The sequence below is a fragment of the Anaerococcus sp. HMSC065G05 genome (assembly GCF_001812365.1).
GTDB lineage: Bacteria > Bacillota > Clostridia > Tissierellales > Peptoniphilaceae > Anaerococcus > Anaerococcus vaginalis.
In genome coordinates, this window is sequence record NZ_KV808696.1 from 34,159 (window position 1) to 57,341 (window position 23,183).

At 26.9% G+C, this 23,183-nt stretch carries 16 protein-coding genes and 1 pseudogene; 12 read left to right on the forward strand and 5 right to left on the reverse strand.

What is annotated here, in order from left to right; all coding sequences use genetic code 11:
- Positions 1-10: 10 nt before the first annotated feature.
- The 4 genes and pseudogenes from HMPREF2852_RS03065 to HMPREF2852_RS03080 all read left to right on the forward strand — a co-directional run bounded on the left by HMPREF2852_RS03065 (position 11) and on the right by HMPREF2852_RS03080 (position 2,799).
- Complete coding sequence (locus tag HMPREF2852_RS03065) at positions 11-547, forward strand: hypothetical protein (RefSeq protein WP_070605889.1); 537 nt, start codon at positions 11-13, stop codon at positions 545-547.
- Between the two features lies 1 nt (position 548).
- A pseudogene (locus tag HMPREF2852_RS03070) lies at positions 549-1,337 on the forward strand (type II restriction endonuclease).
- A gap of 299 nt (positions 1,338-1,636) precedes the next feature.
- Complete coding sequence (locus HMPREF2852_RS03075; RefSeq protein WP_369075348.1) at positions 1,637-2,158, forward strand: TRM11 family SAM-dependent methyltransferase; 522 nt, start codon at positions 1,637-1,639, stop codon at positions 2,156-2,158.
- A 23-nt stretch (positions 2,159-2,181) separates the two neighbouring features.
- Entirely contained in the window at positions 2,182-2,799 is a 618-nt protein-coding gene (locus HMPREF2852_RS03080) for a hypothetical protein (protein ID WP_070605890.1), read from the forward strand.
- A gap of 506 nt (positions 2,800-3,305) precedes the next feature.
- Here HMPREF2852_RS03080 and HMPREF2852_RS09855 read toward each other — a convergent pair.
- From HMPREF2852_RS09855 to HMPREF2852_RS03090, 3 genes are all read right to left on the reverse strand, one after another.
- Complete coding sequence (locus HMPREF2852_RS09855; protein ID WP_222563201.1) at positions 3,306-3,593, reverse strand: type IV toxin-antitoxin system AbiEi family antitoxin domain-containing protein; 288 nt, start codon at positions 3,591-3,593, stop codon at positions 3,306-3,308.
- 173 nt (positions 3,594-3,766) lie between these two features.
- The gene (locus HMPREF2852_RS09995) at positions 3,767-3,898 is read right to left on the reverse strand and encodes a hypothetical protein (RefSeq protein WP_261667961.1); all 132 of its coding nucleotides are present in this window, start codon (positions 3,896-3,898) and stop codon (positions 3,767-3,769) included.
- Between the two features lie 1,058 nt (positions 3,899-4,956).
- Complete coding sequence (locus HMPREF2852_RS03090) at positions 4,957-6,162, reverse strand: FRG domain-containing protein (protein ID WP_070605891.1); 1,206 nt, start codon at positions 6,160-6,162, stop codon at positions 4,957-4,959.
- A 593-nt stretch (positions 6,163-6,755) separates the two neighbouring features.
- On the opposite strand from HMPREF2852_RS03090, the gene HMPREF2852_RS03095 reads away from it, so the two are divergent.
- The 5 genes from HMPREF2852_RS03095 to HMPREF2852_RS03115 all read left to right on the forward strand — a co-directional run bounded on the left by HMPREF2852_RS03095 (position 6,756) and on the right by HMPREF2852_RS03115 (position 16,544).
- A complete protein-coding gene (locus HMPREF2852_RS03095; RefSeq protein WP_070605892.1) occupies positions 6,756-10,184 on the forward strand; it encodes an SIR2 family protein in 3,429 nt (1,142 codons plus the stop codon).
- A 1,376-nt stretch (positions 10,185-11,560) separates the two neighbouring features.
- Entirely contained in the window at positions 11,561-14,266 is a 2,706-nt protein-coding gene (locus HMPREF2852_RS03105) for a hypothetical protein (protein ID WP_222563202.1), read from the forward strand.
- 58 nt (positions 14,267-14,324) lie between these two features.
- Positions 14,325-15,284 carry a hypothetical protein gene (locus tag HMPREF2852_RS09860; RefSeq protein ID WP_222563203.1) on the forward strand — a complete coding sequence of 320 codons (960 nt, stop codon included), beginning with the start codon at positions 14,325-14,327 and terminating at the stop codon, positions 15,282-15,284.
- 83 nt (positions 15,285-15,367) lie between these two features.
- Positions 15,368-15,649 (forward strand): DUF6506 family protein, encoded by a 282-nt coding sequence (locus tag HMPREF2852_RS03110; RefSeq protein WP_070605894.1) that lies wholly within the window; start codon positions 15,368-15,370, stop codon positions 15,647-15,649.
- A 139-nt stretch (positions 15,650-15,788) separates the two neighbouring features.
- Entirely contained in the window at positions 15,789-16,544 is a 756-nt protein-coding gene (locus HMPREF2852_RS03115; protein WP_261667965.1) for a DUF5104 domain-containing protein, read from the forward strand.
- Positions 16,545-16,707: 163 nt separating this feature from the next.
- Here the strand turns inward: HMPREF2852_RS03115 and HMPREF2852_RS03120 are convergent, their stop codons facing one another.
- Positions 16,708-18,036, reverse strand: coding sequence for a radical SAM/SPASM domain-containing protein (locus HMPREF2852_RS03120; protein ID WP_070605896.1), 1,329 nt, complete (start codon positions 18,034-18,036; stop codon positions 16,708-16,710).
- Positions 18,037-18,075: 39 nt separating this feature from the next.
- Positions 18,076-18,654 (reverse strand): TetR/AcrR family transcriptional regulator, encoded by a 579-nt coding sequence (locus tag HMPREF2852_RS03125; protein ID WP_070605897.1) that lies wholly within the window; start codon positions 18,652-18,654, stop codon positions 18,076-18,078.
- 292 nt (positions 18,655-18,946) lie between these two features.
- Here HMPREF2852_RS03125 and HMPREF2852_RS03130 point away from each other — a divergent pair, with 292 nt between their 5' ends.
- From HMPREF2852_RS03130 to HMPREF2852_RS03140, 3 genes are all read left to right on the forward strand, one after another.
- On the forward strand, positions 18,947-20,638 hold the full coding sequence (locus HMPREF2852_RS03130) for a Na/Pi cotransporter family protein (RefSeq protein ID WP_070605898.1): 1,692 nt from the start codon (positions 18,947-18,949) through the stop codon (positions 20,636-20,638).
- Positions 20,639-20,732: 94 nt separating this feature from the next.
- A complete protein-coding gene (locus tag HMPREF2852_RS03135) occupies positions 20,733-21,458 on the forward strand; it encodes an ABC transporter ATP-binding protein (protein WP_070605899.1) in 726 nt (241 codons plus the stop codon).
- Positions 21,448-23,079, forward strand: a complete 1,632-nt coding sequence (locus tag HMPREF2852_RS03140) for a hypothetical protein (protein WP_070605900.1) — start codon at positions 21,448-21,450, stop codon at positions 23,077-23,079. Before HMPREF2852_RS03135 ends, HMPREF2852_RS03140 begins: the two co-directional genes overlap by 11 nt.
- The last annotated feature ends 104 nt before the right edge of the window (positions 23,080-23,183 follow it).

The following is a 23,183-nucleotide window of genomic DNA, read 5'->3' on the forward strand; positions in this document are numbered from 1 at the left end:
GAGAATTGGTATGGATATTAGAAAAGGCACAAAACTTATAGAAAATGGCACGAAAAAGGCAATTATTGAATTTGTGTTCACCGACTATATTATTTATGTTTTTCAAGGGAATTTATCTCAGTTTGATATCGTGATTAAGTATAAAAAAGACGGTAAGCGCATTAGAACACCGAAACATATTCATTGGGTAGTTGATATTATGATGAAAATGCAAGGAAATGAAAAAGTTACAAAGAAATATCTTTTTGCAATACAAAATTGTTGGAATAATTGTGTGCCGCTTCTAAATAACGATTTTGAAACCTTAAAGACCTTAATTGAAAACGGTGAAAAAGATATTAAAATAGAACAGTATTTTGACTTGAATCCTTTTGGTGAATATGATGTTGAATTTCTATATGTATTAATGGAATTGTTGGCTTTGCAAGAAAAGACTAATAGAGAGGATGCCTATATGTTTGGTAAAATCATAGAGGAATTGCTTGAAGCTGACAGAGATATTTTCAAAATTATTTCCACAGCGGGATTTAGTGGAAGAAGGGGTTAATATGTCAAACAGAAATTTTAGTGCTTGGTTATCGGGCTTTCGTGGTAGTATTGCGGACTATGGTTATTGCATAGATTTTGATAAGGTTCACAAAAATGTGGGTAGTATAAAAATTGAACTTAATATTTTGAACTCACTTATCGGCTCTAATAACATAGAAACAGATTTTGAAAACCTGATAAACAAATATACTGAAACGTTGAAGTGCATACCTCTGCTTTTGGCAGTTAGGTCGAATTAAATATATGCGATTGATGGCGACGGAGACTATACATATAATTTTAAGAAGTCTAATCTTTCGGTCGAGCAATATAAGATATTTATGCTTAAAACCGGACTTTTTGATTTAATAGAAAATCATATTGTCAACAACCTTGTAGATTATGCAACGGGTGTTGAAACAGGTCTTGACTCCAACGGTCGTAAAAATCGTGGCGGTAATTTAATGGAAAACTTAGTTGAAAGTTTTATCCAAAAAGCAGGTTTTGTTAAAGATGAGTCCTATTTCAAAGAAATGTATATTCATCAGATTACCGATAAATGGGACATAGATCTTTCGGCTATTTCAAATCAAGGAAAAACAGAAAAGCGTTTTGATTTTGTTGTTAAGACTCCTAATATGATTTATGGTATCGAAACTGATTTTTACGGCAGCGGTGGAAGTAAATTAAACGAAACAGCACGCAGTTAGAAAACACTTGCTCTCGAAATCGATACAATCGACGGTTTTACTTTTGTTTGGTTTACCGACGGAAAAGGTTGGACAAGTGCTCGCCATAATCTTGAATAAACCTTTGATGTTATGGAACACATTTATAATGTTAAGGATATGGAAAATGGCATAATTACAGAGGTTTTTGAATAATGGCAAAGAAAATTACAAAATGGGAACCTGATTATTTCGAGTTGGAAATGACAACACATTGGTCTTTCCCAAAGCGTGGCGAGTGGGCAACTCACGATGCAAAATGGTGAGGAAATTGGTCGCCGTATATTACACGAAACATTATATTAAGATATTCAAATGAGGGAGATGTAGTTCTTGACTAATTTGCAGGTGGTGGAACTACTCTCGTTGAAGCAAAACTTTTGAACCGTGATATTATCGGCGTTGATGTCAATGATGTTGCACTTGATAGATGCAAAGAAAAAATAGATTTTGAGCATGAAGGCGCAAACGGAAAGGGTTATATCCGGAAGGGAGATGCCCGAAATTTAGATTTTATTTCGGATGAAAGCATTAACCTGATTTGCACCCACCCGCTCTATGCCTATATAATTAAATATAGCGATGGCATAGACGGGGATTTGTCGCAACTCAGAGTGAAAGATTTTCTTGAAGAAATGAAAAAGGTAGCTGCAGAGAGCTACCGTGTCTTGAAAAAAGATAAATTTTGTGCTGTACTTATGGGCGATACAAGACAAAAAGGTTATATGCTCCCATTATCTTTTGATGCTATGAAAATTTTCCAAGATGTCGGATTTACTCTTAAAGAATTGATTATAAAAGAACAGCACAACTGTAAAGCCACAGGATATTGGAAAACAAATAGTGTAAAATATAATTTTTTGCTGATTGCACACGAGTATTTGTTTGTGTTTAGGAAGTGAATTATTGATAAGGAGGTATACATTTGAAAAATAATGAGGTTTCATTTGCTGATAAACATCCAAAGTTGAATATATTTTTAGGACTGGTATTAATTATAGTGATAAGTGCATTTTTGATATGTTTACTAAAACTGTTATATAATCTAATTATAAACGGAATTATAAACTTAACAGACGTTGTTTCAAAATTAGACGCAGTAATAATAGTAACCTTGATAACTGGTGTGGTTTCTATAATAGGTGTAATTATAAGTTCTGTAGTTGCTAAAATAGTTGACTATCGAAAAAGCAGGCAAGAATATTTAACTCAAAAAAGAGAAAAACCATATGGTGAATTTGTAGAAATGATTTATCTAGTTCAAAAGAATACAAAAAATCCTGGTACATATTCTGATGAACAAATGTTAGAAGATTTGTCCAAATTTTCAAAACAAATTACTTTATGGGGTTCTTCTCGAGTAATTAATAAATGGATTGAATTTCGTGAAAATGGTTCAGATCCAAAAAAGGCAAAATATAATCTGTTCTTAATGGAAGAAATTATGAATGATATGCGAAAAGACTTGGGCTTAAAAAAGGTAAAAAAAGGTAATTTATTAGGATTTTTTGTAAATGACATAAAGAGCGAATTAAAAAAATAGTTCGTTAATTTTTGATAATCTGTGCCAAATTAAATCAAAATTTTAAGTACAGGATAGTTAAAGTCTAAAAAAACCTTTTTTAATTAATCAATATTATATTCATAAGTTTTTAGATTTTTTGAAATTATACAGCAATTCAATAAGCACAAAAGATTAAGAGCTATCAGACATCAAGTCCGATAGCTCTTTTCTTTTTTGTGTTCGCTTTTTATTGCAATCAAAATAATTTTGCTTTCAGAATTTTTTTATGCATATCAAGTTCAGCAACGATTTGCTCGTCTGATGACATACTAAACGGTATAGAAAATTTTCCAAGTTCGGCTATTGTAATTTCTTCAACTTCTTTATCTTTTATTATTAATTCTTGAATTTTATTGATTGCTTTATCTCTATTTAAAGTGTCAAATATTCTATAATCAAAAATAATTATCTATTTCAGCTATGCCCTTGATTAGAGACTCTTTATTGCTTTTATAATCAGTTGATGTATAACTATATGTTACCTATTATCTGTTAAGCAATACTTCCATAATATTCATAAGATTCTTATAAACACCCATTTTCTTTGCATATTTTGAAAGATGTGTAAGATTATTTTTAAAATCTAAAGCGTAGGCATTAACTGCCTTATTAAATATTTCGTTGTCAAGTTTAGTTCGATACTTAAAGCAGTCACAGATTGTTCGTTCTCGATCATAAACTTTTAATGCAACGCCATTGAACTCTTCGACAGTAATTCCGTAAAGGTAAAACTCGTTTTGGATATAATATGCTTTTACCGGTACTTCCTGCATAGCTTTAATTGCTCTTGAAAAAAAACGGAGAACAGCTACTGACTATTCACGAGGAGTAAAATCACTATATCCGTAATGAAACAATGCAGACTATCCCCTGAGGTAACAGTTTTGAAATGAGAATTTATTTGGGTAGTTCATCAGTATTCGGCAATTTTAAAATCCGTTTCTGATTAGATCAAAATAGCCTTGAATGCACAGGGAAACAACCTCATATTTTCTAATCCCTGAGCTACAAAATATGTTGTTTTTGCAACACTTCCGACTTTATTAAAAACCTCAATTGAAATTTCATGTTTATTCAACAATCCACCGACTTTCCACACACATTTATGTAATAGTATAGTTACATTATTAAAAGTAAGCATTAAAAAAAACTATCTACACACGATTGCTAAAAAATATGCGTGTAATAAATCAAAAATATATTGCGAAAAAATGATACTTATGTTATGGCACTAGTAACGAACTAATCAGGTTGCAATTATTCTTTTCTAGCAACGATCGGTTTTATCGTACCTGATAAAAAAATGATAAATTCTCGTCATATAGGTATGATAATATGGATTATCAAAATACTGCGAAGACTACACGATATATTTTATAAACAAAATTCGTTAAGTTTAGCCTTTCGGCAACGAGTGGGAATAGTAGCAAAATTTTCTAAAATGGTTGATTACAAGCTATATAGGGAGCAAAACAGATGCTAGTACTAAAATGGTACTGGAAGTAAAAAAGAATAAATTGAATAATAAAAGACTGTGTAAAATTTTGTGTATAAAAACCTCCTGATAAGGGTAAAGAAAAACTAATCAGGAGGAATTTTAATGCCGAGAAGAAGACTAAAATAAACAGGAAATAAAATATCTAAAATGTTAACTGAGGAATATAATCCTCAAAATGTATAAGATAATCAAAATGCACTAAAAAACTTTTAGGCAAAACAATGAATGAACTCTCAAAAGCAGAACTTGAAGCACATTTAGACTATGGGTATGGGAAAATCCATTATCAATTAACACAAGAAATAACAAAAAAACTGTTAAGTCATATTACGAGGAATGGCTCAAATATTGTCCTAGTTATCTATATATTTTGAAGAGGGGGGGTAACTTAGGAAAATAAATAGTAAGTTATCTATAAATTATAAAAAATTTACAGTTTATTAAAGTTGTGTAAAATTAAGACAAGTGCCATTCCTATAGGAATAGACAAACATTGATACATAAAAATGTATCAACCATTACCCTTTTATCAGGATTTAGCTTGATAAATAAAATTATTTACAGACCCTATTAGGTCCAATTTTGTGGGGGCACCTTAAATATAAGTGGTCTTAATTTAATTGTATAAAATATTTATTTCATATTTTATATTTTTCTTTAATGTATTGAGCAATATTATCAGAATCTGGGTATATAAATTTTCTATTTATACCTATATTATCTAGTTCATGAAGTATTTGTTTTTTATTACTTATTACAATCTCATATTCATAATCAATATTCTGTACCACCTTCTTAATCACATTAATATTTAAAGTGGAGCTTTGTTTAGACGAAGGTAAGGTTTTTTCAGTACTTAATTGATATATAAACAACCCCTCTTGATTTTTCCATCTATCAAATTTTATAGAAGGTTTATATATTATTATTGGGAATGCAGGAAATTTATAATCGCGTATTTCATAAGCTAATATAAATAGTATAATTAAAGGTTTATAATTTAATTTGTTTATCCTATCAAGATATGGGTTATCTTTATTAATATCAGTATCTATAATTATTTCTCTGACAAATTTTAGATTACAAAATTCTAGATAAAACTTCTCAAGTTCATCTTTTTCACTTGTATTACAATATCTGTCTAACAGATTCATCAATTCCATTATTTTCTCTTCGTTTTTAATTATATTATAATCCTCGTGTATAACTGTGTTTTTAAAGCCTTTATCATGAGCTTCTAAGATATATTTACATAATTTTAATTTCGAATAAATATTATTACTACTTATATAAGCCTTATCTAGTGATGCTTGAGCTAAGAAGTCAACCACAATATTTTCAAAAAAAGTTGAATTTGGGATTTTTAAGAATTTTCCTCCGGTTTCTTGAAAGTGGCTTCCTATCTCCTTCATGTCAATATTAATAGAGACTATGTCATCTTCATTATTATATACTTTAGAAGTTAGTGGATCGGCTATATTTAGATCATTACTAATTGCATATATTATTCCATCAGAATCTATATCATTTTCACAAGCGAAATATAATGCTACTATTGGATTTTCAGTTATATCTAATAGTTCTGTTGGTAATCCATGATGTTGACTATATGCTATAAAATTTTCTCTACTATCACTGTCTAACATATAGGCAATTTCTCTAAAGTAATCACGTCTAGCTTCTATTAGATAATTTTGAAATTGTGTTTTTCTATATCCGCTAGCTGGTAAAGGTTTTTTGTACTTAGCGCCTTCTCCTCTAAAGAAAAATTCACTTCCATTTGATGTTATTTCTTGAAGAACTTCCATAAAACTAATTAAGTTTGTTATTTCAAATTTTTTCATGTTATAATTATACCACTAAATGATCGAAATAATACCTTATTGGATTGTTAGATAATATATATTTTGTTTGAATGCTTTAACAAGACAGACTGGTGAGTGCTTAAGTTAAGTAAAAATAATGGTCAAGAATTAACAATAAAGGCATATGGTGATATCTATAATCAAACTTATGAATTAAAAAATAAGGACTTCATTATAAAAAAACTTAAAGTATAAATAATATAAAAACAAATATTTGAATAATAAAATAATATTAGATATTACGTCTGATTTGAGTAACGCATATTAATTTATTTAGAATTCTAGATCAAAATAAAAATAAACAAGATTAGTATCATACTGATGAACTTTTATAATTTCCAAACATTAATGTAGGATTGTTTGGAAAAGAAAATATTACTCCATAAATGATTGAACAAATAATAATGACAGCTGATTATGATAACCGTAAATTGTTATTATAACTATGTATTTTAGTTAAAAATATATTATGATTAGAGTAAGTGATATAATTTTGAAATTATATCTGGAATTGATTCAATAGAAATTAATATAAATGTAACAATTTGCATACTTATTATGGAAGGAAAATAATGATAATAAAAAATATTGAGTACCCTGAATTATTGGTAGAGGCAATAAAAAATGATAAACTTGTGATTTTTTGTGGGGCAGGTATATCGATGAGTGAACCAACCAATCTACCTAGCTTTAATGAACTTTCGGATAAAATAGCTGAATTGACCAATCAAGAAAAAAGAAATGATGAGTCCGATGAGCAATACTTAGGTAGAGTTGGAAATTTAGGTCATGATGTACACAGTAAAGTTTGCGATATACTCAATGCAACTCAGACTCAACCAAATACAAATCATGAAACTTTGATTGATTTTTTTAAAAAAGACATTCGTATTGTTACTACTAATTATGATATTATGCTTGAAAGTGCCTTAGAAAAAAAAGGAAGAAAGGCAAATATATATTCTTATCCAGCATTTCCATATGGTGATAAATTTAATGGAATTGTTCATTTACATGGTGATGTTAATAATCCTACAGATATTGTGCTTACAGATTCTGATTTTGGAAAATCTTATATGTATCATGGAAATATAACAATGTTTTTAAGAGGTTTATTTGAGTCAGAATATACTGTACTTTTTATTGGATATAGTTATAGTGACATTGTAATGAAGTATTTTACAAGGTCATTACCAGATTTATCTGGTAAAAAAAGATATATTTTTACTAGTAGTGACCAAGCTAGTAACTATAAACCATTAGGATTAACTCCTATAATTCATGAAAAAAATAATTATAAGCAAATATATGAGTCCCTACTTAGAGTATCTAATTTGGTAACCAGGGATGATAATAGCTGGAGTTTAAGAATTAAGGATATTTCAGAAGAAGTACCCAACAAAATAAATGATGAGTTTGACTTCGAAATTAAAGAAATATTAAATAATATACACTATTCCAACCAGTTCTTTGCAAAAGTAAAAAGTAGAGAATGGGCAGAATACCTTTTCAATAAAGGATATTTTGATGAGGTTTTTTCTAATAATAAAGTAGATGATTTTGGTATTCAAAGGATAGAATGGCTTGCTAGAGAAATAATTGTAGATAAAACCGATTTATTTTTGAAATTTTGTTATGATAAAGATTTTATGTTGAGCAACCAATTACAGATAGAAATTGCGACAATAATTTGTAATAAAAATACTAAAATTGAAAAAATAGAAAAATTAATTAATTTAATTGACTTCAATAATTTAGATTTTATTTCGGTGGATAGATTGTTAGATGTTTGCTATTTAAATACACCTAAATTAGATTTCGTGGCAAGCGAAATTTATTCTAAAAGTTTATCGTTCGTATTAAATAAGAAATTCATTATGTCGGTAGATAAAATAGATATAGATTTTAAATTCGGAAAATATGAAAATGAATACTTATGGGAAAAGTATAAATCTTTCGAAAAAAAATATTATATTAATATATTAAATAATATCTCAAATCAGATTTATAAATTGCAAAGATACAAAATTATGGGATTTAATATAGAAGAATTTGATTTTGCTTCTTTCTACCCAATATCTGAAGAGTATCTAAGCAATCATGAAGAATTTACTATTATTTTCAAAGAACTTTTATTAGGTATGGATAATAAGAATAAGGAATATTGGTATCAAACATATATTTCATCAGATATTTCTATATTGCTTAGATCTGCATTATTTATATTAAGACAAATTTCCAATCTGACTGGTAAAGAAAAACTAGATTTATTACAATCTAATAATATTAAAATTCTAGATTTAAGCTTAAGGGAAGAGTTATTTTGGCTATATGCAGATATCTTCCCTAAATTGGAAGATGATGATAAAAAAATATTTTTAAATGAAATAATGAATGAAGAAAAACTTTCTAATAATTTTACTGACGAATCATACTTTTATCAAAAATATAACTTACTAATTTGGCTACAAAGGTTTGATAAAAGTAATCATGATATTATTAATAAGATAAATTCTATTAAAGAAAGATATGATTATTTTAAACCACGAGAAAATCCTGAAAAATCAATTGGTCCTACTACTGTAAGATTGGGTGATGCACAATTACCATACACTGAAATAGAAATCGTTAATAACTTAGAAGGAATTATTGATGAATTATTATCCTATGAAGGAGATGGGTTTGAACGAGCGGAGAGAATAACGCTGATTAGAAAATTAGAGAAAATTTGTTCTGAAAATGAAAATTTTAGACAGAAGCTTATAGAATTATTAATCAAGGAAAATAAACTAGATACCGATTTATGGAGAGGCATTATAATGTCTTTAGAAAAATCTAATTTATCTGAACAAAAGTTAATATATACTTTTAATAGGGTATTTTTTAATCCGATATTTGATATCTATAATCTTGAGATATCTCGTGTTATTTTTTCAATTGTAAATACAAGAAAGAATATTAGTGATAAACTTGTAAATTTCTTTTATAAAAAGATTAATTTATTATGGAAGTATTCCAGTAATACAGAAGAAAAATCACTTGATTATATGACTAGAGCATTGAATTCATCCAAAGGTAATTTAGTTTTATCATTAATTAAATTAATAGAAATTTCAGTAAAGAATAGTGGAGAAAAATATTTAGATGATAGATTTAAGGATTTTTTAGAACAAATGTTAAATGAAGAAGGATATAATGATTCTTTAGTTGTTATACTAGGTAATGCATCTTTCTTTTATAGTATTGATAGTGATTGGTGTGAAAAGTTTACTTTAGATAAATTTAAATCCAATGATGATGAAATACTAAAAATGGCATGGAGTGGTTTTGTACATCAGTCATATTTATATACAGAATTTGCATTAGTTTTTGAACCTATATATCATGAAGCTATTAAAAATATAGATATATTTGATAAAAATCTAAGAAAAATAATATTAAAAGGATATATATCTTTAATTTTTAAATTTTCAGAAAATCCTTTAAGAGATTATATTCCTAATATATTTAGTAGTGATATGGCAGAGGAAACATTAGAATTATATTATTTTGAGTTATCAAAAGGTATTGACCAATTAGATAAAGCGGGAAGAAAAGAAATATTTGATAAATGGATAAAAGAATTCTTAGACAGACGAGCAGAAAATTATCCAATAAAAACATCTAACCATGAAAAAAACCTTATTATCAAATTTTTAGTGAAATTTCCTTACTTTACTAGCAATTTAGAGGAAATATTAAAAAAATTTGATAAAGAATTTACTATAGAGCAATCTACTTTATATTTTTTCACACAAGCTATTGAAATAACGAAAGATAATGCAGAGTTGATAAATAAATTAATGGTATTTGTTACTAATCAAATGATAAATAATACACAGGAGTTAATAACTTATAATATTAAAGAAGATTTGAAAAGTGTATATTATAAAATTTTAAAATATGAAGTGGATGTATGTAACTTAGAAGAAAACCTTAGGTTTATGAATATTATTCAATAGAGACTTATATATCGCAAATAATTTAAGAAAAATTTATTTAGAAGAATTAAAATTTAGCTCTTATAGTATCTTCACTAAAAAAACCTATTAGCCTGGATAAAAGAATACAACGGATACATACCAATTACTTAAATAGGCTTTTGGCGTTTATAAGGAATAAATGCCTAGTTTTATAAAATCAGTTATTGAAAATGAAAGATTAGTTTCAAATAGGAAAATGGAATGAAACTAACAAAAGTTTATGACTATGGTGGGAAACATTATGTTCTTTATGCGGTTGGAACAAAGGGATTTATAGTATCGGTTTATCCTGGAGAAGGTACAAGATAATGAAGAAATTAATCATAATGTTAGATTTTATATCTGATCCACTTAGGAAGGATGTTTTTGATACAAAAAATAAAGAGTTAGTTACAGGAATAGATCTTGTTGACAATGATGAATATGTCCAAAAAAAATTATAATAATCAGCCAGTGTTTTTTGACAAAAACCAAGAGAAAAAAGATAAATACAAAATGCTTGATCTGCTTGGAAAACTTATGAAAAGACTTGATGAATTAAATCACGTCTCCTTCGAGATAGATGATAGGGAAACTAAAGGAGTTAAAATTTATAAAATTTCCTATGGTATTTGGACGGGACTAAAAATTTGGAAGTGCCCTATAATTATATGGATTTAGTGGTATTAGAAAAAATAGAATCTAGTATTTTGAATGGTTTGGGATATATCGTACATTTGAAAAAGAAGAATGGGAATAAAGAATATAAATAACGGCTCAAAATGAGTCGTTTTTTATATATGAGAAGTAATTAAATCGTGTAAATATTAAAAATATTTAATGTGGATTAAAAATTAGCTTATAATAATAAAAAAGTTAAAAAATTATATGGTTTTACGAAAATCTAGAAAAAAATTCAATTTTTTTAATATGTCATTGGTGAAAATGTAATTAATTTATTATATAAGAAATGTTAAATAGGAATTTAAAATATGGTAGGTTCTATTAAAGAGAATAAATTCTTAAATATCCAATATTATAATTAGGAAAAAACTAATAATTAAGAAAATTTGATGGGAGCTTTAAATAAAAATGATATAAGATTTTTTAGGAATTAAATATTATCCTGCATATTTATTTGTTTGAGGATTATCTTATTTTAGTTTAAACTATTTTTAAGGAACGAATTACATAATTTGACAGATTTTTATACATGTGTAAAATTAACCTAAGTTCAGTTTAATTTAAATAGGAATAAATATCTAAATAAATATCTATTTATAAATAAAAAATTGTCAATTATTAATTTTAAATAAAATTATGATATTAGATTATAAAAATAATTTACTTTATTAATTATTAGAGGAGTTGTTGATATGGCTATTGAATTATTACTTAATTTTATTATGTCATTTGGTAGAGCTGAAGCTATTAATATTTTGAATTTAGCTTCTAAGAATTGGGTAAAAAGATACAAAAAATCACATAAGTGGAAGAAGTTAATTGTTGAAACTGGAGAATTTTTTATTAAAAATGAACAATATGCAAATTTGTTTTTTAAAGATTTAGAATTAACTTTATCTAAAAAAAATTTATCCAAGATTGCTAATGATTTAAAAAAGGAAGATGGTTATAATTTAAAATCAAAATTATTCAATTCTTTGATGAAATTGATGGAAAAATATGAAATTCCTAATGAAATTGCAGAATCTTATACATATAGAATAACTTATACAGTTTTAGAAGAACTAAAAAATATAGATTCTCAAAAATATGGTCAATATTTTCAAAAGGAATGGAGAGCTGAGGAGAAAAAATGTTTTATAGAACTTCAAAACCGTATTGATAAGATTGAAAATGATCTTAAAATTTATTTCAAAGAAAAACTTGATATTTTATCTTCTGGAGAAATTGATATGTATTTAAAAAGAAGTACAAATTCCCCAGCAATAGGAATTGAATTTTTTGTTATTGATGATGATCATTTTAAAGATAAATTTAAAGATTTAAAAAATAATGAAGTAGTTTATGTTAGTGGTTTTAATAAGGAAGAAACCATATACTGTATAATTAATGAATTGTGGAGACTTAAAGAAAGGCGCCCTATTTATGTTGTTAAAAATTTAGATTCTTGGAATAAACTTCAAACTATGGGAGTTAAAGATAACATTTATATTCCTAACTTTTATGCTGACGAAATAGTTACTATTGAGAATAATACTAATATTTTTGTAGGGGATGAAAATACACCTAGGTTTGACAAAGAAGTTTTAAAATTACGTCCTAGAACACGTTATACATTATTAAAATCATTAGAAAGATCTGGTCTAGATTATGAAAGTTCTTATTCCTTAGTTTCTGATACGAATGGTTTATATAGTCAGTTGAAGAAAAAAATTTTTAAAGGTGAGTATCTTATAAGACCTTCGTGGGTAAATGAATTAAGTGAGAAAGCCAAAAAAACTTGCCTTCTTATTGGAAGTTGGCAAGAAATTGAAGGAGATAAATTAATAATTGAATCATTATATGAAGATTCATATGATAAATTCTTAGAAGAAATTTTGCCATATACTAAAGCTGAAGATCCTTTTTTATATGTGGTTAATCGTAGAAACTCTATTTATTACTATTTGGCATCATATGAAAATATTTGGTCTTACATAGACGTATTAACTAATGAGAAAATATGGAAATCTTTTATTTCAAATTTACTAATCGTAGTTAATGAATCGGAGAATATATTTACATATAATGAAAATGAAAGAATTATTGCAGATCTTAAAAATGAAAAATTATTTTTTTCTGAAACTTTAAGAAGAGGAATGTTAAAAACTCTTATTATTAAAGGGGCATATAAAAATGATGAAAAAATCCAATCTTCGCTTGATCAATTGGTTGAAGATATTTTAAATTGTGTTAAAAATAGAAAACAGTGGATTTATATATCAAATTTTTGGATTGAATTATGTGAAATATCTCCCAACAAAGTAATAGATAGAATGGAAAATGAATTAATTAAAGATACAGGATTACTTTCTCTTTTTAATCAAAAATCAAAAGATATAATTTTTGATAGAAATTATTATATTAATATAATATCTGGTATTGAAGAGTTGATTTCACAAAAAAAATACTTCTGGAAATCTTTTAGAATACTTCTTGAATTAGACTCAAAAAAATTTAATTACAATTATTTTAAAGATACTATTGATAAAATATTTTGTGTATGGATGAACTATTCCTATTTAAAAACAGCTGAAGAAAAAATTAAAGCAGCAGAAGTGGCTCTTGAAATTAATTATAATAACACATGGGAATACTTGTTTTCAGCGATTAATAATAGAAATTTTATAATAGGAGAACTATTTACACCAAAATATAGAGAACACTGTAATCCACAAAATGCTACATATTCTGAAATGAAAGAAACAGCGTTGGGATATTTGAAAATACTATTAAAACATATGGATTTTTCTGCTAATCGTTGGATTAAAATGCTTGATTATTCAAGTAAATTAACAAAAAATATTAGAGTAAAAATCTTTAATCAGCTATTAGAAGAGTTGGGTCAAATGTCTGATAATGAAAAAATGGAAGTTAAAAATAAACTACGAAATATTATCTTTAAACATAGATATTTTTCATCATCAGACTGGTCTATGTCTGAGAATAATATTGTAGAATATGAAAAACTTCTTAATAAAATATATATTAGTACACCAGAATACGAATATGTTTATTTATTTAAAAATGGATATGACTATCCAATTTTATACCCTGTAACTTTTGATAAGAAAACTGGTCAAGTTGAAAACAAGATATTTAGAGAAAATCTTATAAAAGAAAAGATTAATGAATTTCAAAAAATGGACTATGATTTAACTAAATTAGCAAAAATTTGTTCTAGTTATGATTATTTAACATTAGGTATGGATCTTGCAAAATATTGGAATGATGGTCAATGGGACTATGAAGTATTCAAAAAACTATTAAAATCACAAAAATCCGGCCAATTTGCTCTAGATTATTTGGATAGTATAAATAATAAAAAAGTTAATAAAATTTGCTTTAATAATAGATGATTTATTAGAAGACGAATATTCAGAAGATATAATAGCAATTGTATATAGAATTGAGGCAATGATAACAAAAAAAATTCCTTTAGTAAATAGTGCTAAAGATTCAATTAAGAATATTTTTTGGAGAAAATATATTATTTGTAATGCATGTAATGATTTATGGGTTATAAGTGAAAGTAAAAAATACGCAACTTTAGATATTTATATAAGCCAAATTTTCTATATAAATTATAATAGGAAAATAACTGTAGATAAAATATTTGATTGTTTAAAAGATATAGGAACAATTGCTATATCAAAAAACAATCAATTGGCAAGTTATCATGCTCAAGAGTTAATTAGTTTGATTCAAAATGCTTATATTGAAGATTTAAAAAAATGTAAAATAATTTCTAAAATTGAGTTACATTTAATGGCGAATAATTTATTAGAATTAAAAGATATGAAGTGTTTTCAAAGAATGTTTAAAAAATTTCCCGAAATTCTTGCTAATATAATTTCTGTATTTTTTAAAAAGGATAAAGAATTAGGTCTTGATAATTATAATAATGAAAAACTTTTCAAATATTTATTTACAATTAATCAAGGTTCTAGTTTTTGTCCTACTGAAAAAAATGGAATTGTTGTTGAAGAAGAATTAGATTTGTGGATAAAAAAATATAAGGAATTATTGAATAAAAATAATCATGGAAGTTACTTTACCAAAACTCTTGGAAGATTTTTAGCTTTTTCACCTATTGGCGAGGATGGATATGAACCATGTATTGCAGTAAGACAAATGATTGAGAAATACGGCGATAATGAATTGATAAATGCATATGAATCATCTATATACAATAGACGAGGTATATACATTTTTTCAGGAGGCAAAGAAGAAACAGAAATAGCTAATAATTTTAAAAGAAATGCTCAATATTTAGAATCTCTTTACCCTAAAACAGCTCAAATATACTATGACTTATATGAAAGATATAAATATGAATCAATTCAAGAGAGACTTGATGCTGAAATAGGATTTTAAAATGATAAGTTGTTTTAATCTGAAGTAATTTATAGAAATATATAAACAATCATGCAATTAGAAAATATAAGGAGTTAAATTATATGAAATTTGTTTATTTGATTATGGGACCTTTTGATTCAAAGGTTGATAGGAAAGCTATTGGGAAAAATAATAACGCTGAAATTATTGGTGTTAGAAATTTGGATGAGGCTAAAGTGGTTGCTAAATCTTTAATTGGGATTGCTGATGTTATTGAGCTTTGTGGAGCTTTTGGAGAAAGTGGTGCAAGGGAGATTATTGATGCAACTTGCGGGAAAATTCCTGTTGGCTTTGTTGGGCATTTGGATTGTCAAAATGATTTGTTTGATGAAATTTTTTCTTGAATTTTATTTTAAGTGAAATTTTTAACAATTGATATATAATTTTATAGGAATAGTTTGGGGAAATTTAATGATTAAAAAAAGGATAATAGGAATTTTTTTATTTATTACCATATTTTTATCTGGATGTGGGAGAGCTTTTATGGCTGATTATTTATTTTCTTCTGATGATGAGGATTTTTCTAAAATTCTTACGGATTTTCTTAGTGCAGCTGATGAAAATGATAAGGAAGCTATAAAGAAGATGTTTGCAGAAAATGTAAGAAATAAGGATAAGTTTGATAAGAAATTAGATGATTTTTTGAAATTTTATAAAGCAAATGCTAAATCCAGCGATTTTGATAGGAATGATATTTTGACTCGTACACAAGGCATTCAAGATAAGAGTTATTGGTGTCTGGATGCTGATTTGATGTTGAAAAAGGGTAAGGAAGAATTTTTTATTTATATGAAAGTTGTAACTTCGGATAAAAATAATCCAAAAAATCAGGGTATTCATATCATTGATTTGGCGATAAAAAATGCTTACGAAGACAGATATTTCCTTTGGCATTCTAAAGATGGAATATATGTGCAAAAAGAAGCTTGTGAAGATTACAAAACTATGATTTTGTATGGAAATAGAAGAGAATATGAGCCCGTTGATAGGAAGCTTTCTGTTGATTTTTTTAGAAATTTTATAAGAGAAAGTACTGATTATAAAAAACTTTTAAATGAAATAGGAAAAGCTAATGGAGAGGTCTTAGAGGATGAAAATGTTTTTGAAATAAGGCAAGGGGTAAGTGAAAAAACTTATGTAATCTGCTATGTTTCGGGAGATGAAATAATTAAAATGGAAGTGGTAAATGAAGATGAAAGACTTGAGACGATTTATTCGAAAGATGGAAAAAGTGATTAAGTTTTTTTGAATGTGTTTTAAATAAAACAAATCCTCAAATGCAAATTTTAGGATTTTAATATTTTTGCATGAGGATTTGTTTTTTTTAGTTGTGAGTGCCTTAAGGCACTTTTTTAAATTCTTATTTTCAATAAGTTTTGCTAATTCGATTTATTTTTAGAGTTTATTTATTCCACAATTCTTCTGCAACTGGTTTCCAATCTTTGGCGTAGTCTTCGCATTTGTCGCATAAGTCGTCTACGTTTTCTTTTTCTAATATATCTGTTGATTTTGCCATTGATTTTTTTACCATATCTCTTAATAAATTTGGATTTTCTAGCATTGGACATGGTCTTAGCATATTTTCGTTAAATGGTTGTCCGTCGTGATATGCCATAAATAATGGTGATTGTAGGCTTTCTACTAGGGTTTTTTCTTTTATATTTGAGTCTGAATAATGGATAAATACGCATGGTTCTAAATCGCCATTTGCATTTATGTGAAGGTAATTTCTTCCTCCTGCAATGCAGCCTCCGATATATTCAGCGTCATTTTGAAAATCTAGGAAGAATAGTGGTTTTGTTTTTCTAAATTTTCTTAATTGATGGTAAACGTGTTTTCTTTGGTCAGGTTTTGGCAAGAGTTCTTTGCCTGTTCCTTTTCCTACTGGCATAAAGTGGAAATACCAAGCAAATAAGGCTCCTCTTTCTATCATTTCGTCTACAAATTCTTCGCTAATTATTGACTCATAGTTTTGGGAAGTGTAGCAACAAGATATTCCAAATGGAAGTTTATTTTCTTTTAATAATTCCATTGCTTTAATTACTTTATTATAAACTCCATCTCCTCTTCTTGCATCGGTTGTAAATTCTTCTCCTTCAACGGATATGGCTGGAACTATATTTTTAAGTCTAAGCATTTCGTCTATGAAATCTTGGTCGATTAGGGTTGAATTTGTAAAAATCAAAAATTCACAGTCATTGTGTTTTTCGCAAATTTTTATTATATCTTTTTTTCTTACAAGTGGCTCGCCGCCTGTAAAAATGTAAAAATAGATTCCTAATTCTTTTCCTTGACGAATAATATCATCGATTTGTTCATAGGATAAATTCAAACTATTACCGTATTCTGCTGCCCAGCAACCCTTACATTTTAAATTGCAGGCTGTTGTAGGATCTAGAAGAATTGTCCAAGGAATATTACACTTATATTTTTCTCTGCTTTCTTTTTTTAAATCTTCACTGAACAAGACTGAATTTAATAGAAAATTTATAATTGTTTTGTCGAACACTTCGGGATCTATTGTGTTTAGCATATTTAATATGTATTTATGGTAAACATCTTCTGGATCTTTTATTACTTTATCTATTGTTTCTATTTGTGTTTTATAATCATTTGGCGAAATTTTTTTTGCTAAATCAATTGCTTTTTTCAAATTTTTTTCTGGGTCTTTGTGAACATATTTTAAAGTTTTTTCTACACCGTATGTTTTGACTTTATTGTTTATATTCATAATTCCTCCTTTTAGTAATTGAAATATAAAAATAAATTTTCATATAATAATTTTTTCTAATTGTTCGTAGGATTTTTTTAATAGTTCTACAAGCTCATCTTCTTTTTCTGGATTTGCATCATATAATTTTACTGCAAGTAAAATTGGAGAATAAAAGATTGTTGATAAAACTTTCAAATCAGCAAATTTGCTTAGCCCGTAATAATTTATAATTTCTTGTTGTTTTGTCATTGGGTTATGGATAAATTTTTCTACATAAAATTGCATGGCTTGTGGATTTTTGTACATTTCTATAGATAACATTTTCCTAACTTTTGAAACAAAGGGATCGTGAAGTAAGTATTTAAAAATATCTATAGATAATTTTTCTATATTTAATGTTTTTTGATTATTTTTTATTATTTTGTAATCATCCACATCATCAATTTGATTGTCTATTCTAATCATTGCATCTTTTACGATAGTATCAAAAATATCTTTTTTTGATTTGAAATGTTTGTAAATAGAAGGAGCTTTTATGCCAACTTCTTTTGCAAGATTTTCCATAGACATATCTGAATATCCATATTTGGAAAATAAATCCAAGGATTTTGACAAAATTTTTTCTTTTGTATTCATTAGACCTCCTAAGAAATATTTCTTAATTCCATTATAGGCTAATAATCATTAGCTGTCAATTATATTTATTTTTTAAGATTTTTTTATTTTTAATTATAATTTGGTTTATTTTTAAAAATTTTTTAGTAGATAAAAAAATTTTAAAAGGGGAAAATATTTGTCTGATTTTAATTTGTATTTTAGTTTGAAATATTTATTTTTCAATTGTTGTTTTATATTTTTTATGATAATATTATAACTAGGTGAGATTTTTGAAAAATCTTTTATCTTAAAAAAATTATTTGGAGGAATTATGCAATTATCGACTTTATCGTCTTTGCAATGGAACCTTATTGCAGGGGGACTTGCAATATTTTTGTTCGGTATTAATTTGATGGGGGATTCTCTTACAAATTTTGCTGGACCAAAACTTAGGGGATATGTAGAAAAGTATACGTCAAATCCTATTAAAGGAGTTCTAGTTGGAATTGTTATTACGGGATTAATTCAATCATCATCAGCAACTACAGTTATAGCTATTTCTTTTGTTAGGGCAGGTGTGATGAGCCTTGAGCAAGCAATCGGTGTAATTTTGGGTGCTAATATTGGTACAACTGTTACAGCTGTTTTGATTGGTTTTAATTTAGATTATTTATCTTATTTTATTTGCCTTATTGGAGTTATTGTTTTTTTATTTTCAAAAAAGAGAAAGGGCAAATATATTGGAGAAATTTTAATTGGTTTTGGACTTTTATTTATTGGTCTAAAAATGATGGGAGATAGCCTTGCTGAGCTTAAAAATATTCCAGGCTTTGAAGATATAGTTACAAATCTTGGCAAAAATCCTATAATTGCTGTTTTGGTTGGAGCAGTTCTTACTGCTATTATCCAATCTTCATCTGCTTTTATTGGTATTGTTCAATCTTTGTATGCGTCTGGAGCTATTGGCTTAAATCTTTCTTTAGGATTTTTATTTGGAGCAAATATTGGAACTTGTATAACTGGAGTTCTTGCATCTTTGGGTGGCTCTTTGTCTGCAAAAAGAACAAGCTTATTCCATGTTTTGTTTAATGTTATAATTTCAGCAATATTTTTGGTATTATTGGTGCCTTACGAAGGATTTATTTCTTTTGTTTCTGATAAATTTTCCTTAAATCCAATGATGACTATTGCCTTGGGACATTTTTCATTTAACTTTGTGGGTATGATTTTATTTGTTCCAATTATTAAGCAAGTATCAACAATACTTCACAAAATTATTCCTGGCAAAGATTCAATTTTCTCTGACGTTTCAGACATTGAACTCGAAGAAAGTCTAATAAATACTTTCCCAGCAGCTGCTCTTGACCAAGCAAAAACTGCCATCATAAAAGAAAGTAAAATTGCTCTTGAAACTATAAAATCAACTCAAAAATATTTAAATTCAAGAGATAAAAATGATTTATCAACCGCCAATCAAGCTGAGGCTTTGGTAAATGAAATGGATACAAAAATTCAAAAATATATCTTAGATATTTCAAAATCAAATTTAGTTAGCGAGCTTGAGGCTGATATACACAATTATTTGCAAGTACAAATAAATGTAGAAAGAGTTTCAGATCTTGCTCAAAATCTTGGAGAATATTTTGATGAAATAAATGAAGCGGGAGAAAAATATAACGATGAGGCCTTGGCTGATTTAAATAGTATTTATGAGCTTGTAATTCATAACTATGTAAATGCCATAGAAGTTTTTGAATCTGAAGATTCAGCCTTGTACGAAACACTCAGAGAAGATGAGGCAAACTTGGATTTATTAGAACAAAATTTAAGAAGATCTCATTATAGAAGACTTACCGAAGGCGAAAAATTATCTACAGTTGCAAGCTCAGTTTTTGTCGATATTGCATCAACAGTAGAAAGAATCGGAGACCATGCGTTTAACATTGCTCGTCTAACAGTTGACCCTGTAAAGGTTCACGGCGAATACGAAAAGCCGGTTGTTAAAATTGATGGCGCAAATTAAATAAATTTTTAAAAATCTCACGGAAAATTCTGTGAGATTTTTTTGTTTGGAAGTTGGGTAAATATTTTATAGGCTTTAAGATAAAGGAGATTTTATGTTAGAAGTTAAAAATTTTACAAAAAAATACAATAATGGCAAGCTTGCCGTTGATGATATTTCTTTTGAAGTGAAAAATGGAGAAATTTTTGGATTTTTGGGGCCAAATGGCGCTGGAAAATCTACAACTATAAAGGCAATTGTAGGTCTTATCAAAAATACAAAAGGAGAGATCAGTATTGATGGATTAAAATTAGAAGATGATCCTATTTCATACAAAAATAAATTTTCCTATCTTGCCGATAATCCAGATTTATTTGATAAATTTACAGGAGTTGAATATATAAATTTTGTGGCAGATATTTATGGGATTGATGAAAAAACTAGAGATGAAAGGCTCAATACTTATCTTGATTATTTTGATATAAGAGAGGCTATGGCTGATTTGATTTCTTCTTATTCTCATGGAATGAAGCAAAAACTTGCCATAATTGCATCCCTTATCCACGATCCAGATCTTTTGATTTTAGATGAGCCAATGGTTGGTCTTGATCCAAAATCTTCTTTTAATCTTAAAAAAATAATGAAAGAAAGAAAAGATGAAGGAAAGATGGTTTTCTTTTCAACTCATATTATGGAAGTTGCTGAAAATATTTGTGATAGACTTGCTATAATTTCCAAAGGAAAAATTGTAGCAGTAGGTTCGCTTTCAGAAATGAGAGCAAATCTTAATGAAAGTAAATCCCTAGAAGAATTATTTTTGGAGCTTACAGATGAAAAATAAAAGATTAAAAATTCTTTTTAGGAAAAATTTTAAGGAAGAAATCGCCCAATATTTGCCAGGAACAAAAGTTTATGGACTTCCAAATGATTATACACTTAGGATTTTATACATACTTTTGATGTATGGATTTTATACTATTATGGGACTTGCAACATTTTCCTTGTTGGCGTTTTCGTATTTAAGGAAAAATGATGAATATTCCTATTTTTTATCTGCTAGTCTAATCATAAGTATTTTTACAATAATTTTATCGGCGGTTGATTTGATTTCTGATTATTCAAAAAGCAAGGACACAAATATATTGATGACTATGCCAATAAAAGATGAAGAAATTTATTTGTCAAAATTTCTTGCCATAATTTTATCTAAATTTGAAATATTTTATTTTTATATTTTGATGATTTTGGTTTATTTATTTAATAAGGGATTTTCCTTTATTAGATTTTTTGGCATGATAATAAATTCATTTCCAATATTTGTAACATCAGTTGCCATAATTTCTATTTTTATAATGGTAATTATGAGGTATTCAAACATAAGATTTTACAAAACCAGTTTGAAATTTATTGGATATGGATTTTTGCTTTTGCTTTTGGGCTTTATATATTTTTATTCTTATAGGAAAGATGGAGATAAAAATATAGTTGAGTTAGTAGCAAAAATTTTTCTTGACCATAAAGATAAGTTGTCACTTTTATTTTTCCATACAAGAATTTATGGAAAAAGTTTAGGAGGAAGTGGAATAGATTTTATTATTTATACTTTTCTTCTTTATATATACACTTTTTTAATCTTATATATTTTGGCAAAGCTTGCATCAAAAATATATTTTGATTCTCTATTAGGAAATGAAAAAAGAAAAATTCACAAGAAAAATATAAAAATATCAAGCAAAAAATCATCAACTATAATAGCGATTTTTAAAAAAGACTTTAAAACTATTATAAAAAGTCCAGTATATTTGTTTCCAATTATTTCATCTATGATAATTTTTACATGTATATGGGGATTTGGGACAATTGAAATGTTTGATTTTATAAAAAAACTTGATATTTCAAATGTAGAAATATATTTATTTATAATTATTGGAGCATTTGTCTTTAGATTTTTCATAACAGCAAACGACTTGGCAATAAATTCTTCCCTTTCAAGAGAAGGAGAAAGCTTGTACCAAACCCTAACCTTGCCAATAAGCCCAAAAGAAAATATTTTGGGAAGAGCTCTATCAATAAATCTTGTAAATTTAATTATAAATATTTCATTTTGTATGGTATTAAAATTTATAATTAAAATAAATATCCCTGTTATCTTAGCGATATTTTTTGGCTTTACGCTTGAAAGTATTCTTTCATCTTTTTTGGGACTTTTGATGGATGCAAATTCAATTAACATTCATTGGCAAAAAGAAAGAGATCTTACAAAAGGCTCATCACAAAATGTAGGTTATTATGTAATTAGCGGAATAACAATGACAATAGTAGGAGTTTTTGCGTATTTAATTTATAATCTTACAAATATTTACTTGGGATTTTTATTTGTAATAAGCTTAATAATAATTTCTATAATTTTTTTATATAAATCTTCTTTAAAAAAATATGAAAAAGGATTCTATGATTTATAAAAAACACAAGAGTTTGATAAAAAAAGATTAGTTTATTTATTGAACTCTATTTTTTTACTCAAATTTAAAATAAAAAAATAAATTTTGAAATTATTTCCTAGAAA

Bases quoted from the DNA above. Each gene is read 5' to 3' on its own strand.
- HMPREF2852_RS03065 (WP_070605889.1), top strand. From the start codon at position 11: ATGGATATTAGAAAAGGCACAAAACTTATAGAAAATGGCACGAAAAAG.
- HMPREF2852_RS09855 (WP_222563201.1), bottom strand. From the start codon at position 3,593: ATGCAGGAAGTACCGGTAAAAGCATATTATATCCAAAACGAGTTTTAC.
- HMPREF2852_RS03090 (WP_070605891.1), bottom strand. From the start codon at position 6,162: ATGAAAAAATTTGAAATAACAAACTTAATTAGTTTTATGGAAGTTCTT.
- HMPREF2852_RS03095 (WP_070605892.1), top strand. From the start codon at position 6,756: ATGATAATAAAAAATATTGAGTACCCTGAATTATTGGTAGAGGCAATA.
- HMPREF2852_RS03105 (WP_222563202.1), top strand. From the start codon at position 11,561: ATGGCTATTGAATTATTACTTAATTTTATTATGTCATTTGGTAGAGCT.
- HMPREF2852_RS09860 (WP_222563203.1), top strand. From the start codon at position 14,325: ATGATAACAAAAAAAATTCCTTTAGTAAATAGTGCTAAAGATTCAATT.
- HMPREF2852_RS03110 (WP_070605894.1), top strand. From the start codon at position 15,368: ATGAAATTTGTTTATTTGATTATGGGACCTTTTGATTCAAAGGTTGAT.
- HMPREF2852_RS03115 (WP_261667965.1), top strand. From the start codon at position 15,789: ATGGCTGATTATTTATTTTCTTCTGATGATGAGGATTTTTCTAAAATT.
- HMPREF2852_RS03120 (WP_070605896.1), bottom strand. From the start codon at position 18,036: ATGAATATAAACAATAAAGTCAAAACATACGGTGTAGAAAAAACTTTA.
- HMPREF2852_RS03125 (WP_070605897.1), bottom strand. From the start codon at position 18,654: ATGAATACAAAAGAAAAAATTTTGTCAAAATCCTTGGATTTATTTTCC.
- HMPREF2852_RS03130 (WP_070605898.1), top strand. From the start codon at position 18,947: ATGCAATTATCGACTTTATCGTCTTTGCAATGGAACCTTATTGCAGGG.
- HMPREF2852_RS03135 (WP_070605899.1), top strand. From the start codon at position 20,733: ATGTTAGAAGTTAAAAATTTTACAAAAAAATACAATAATGGCAAGCTT.
- HMPREF2852_RS03140 (WP_070605900.1), top strand. From the start codon at position 21,448: ATGAAAAATAAAAGATTAAAAATTCTTTTTAGGAAAAATTTTAAGGAA.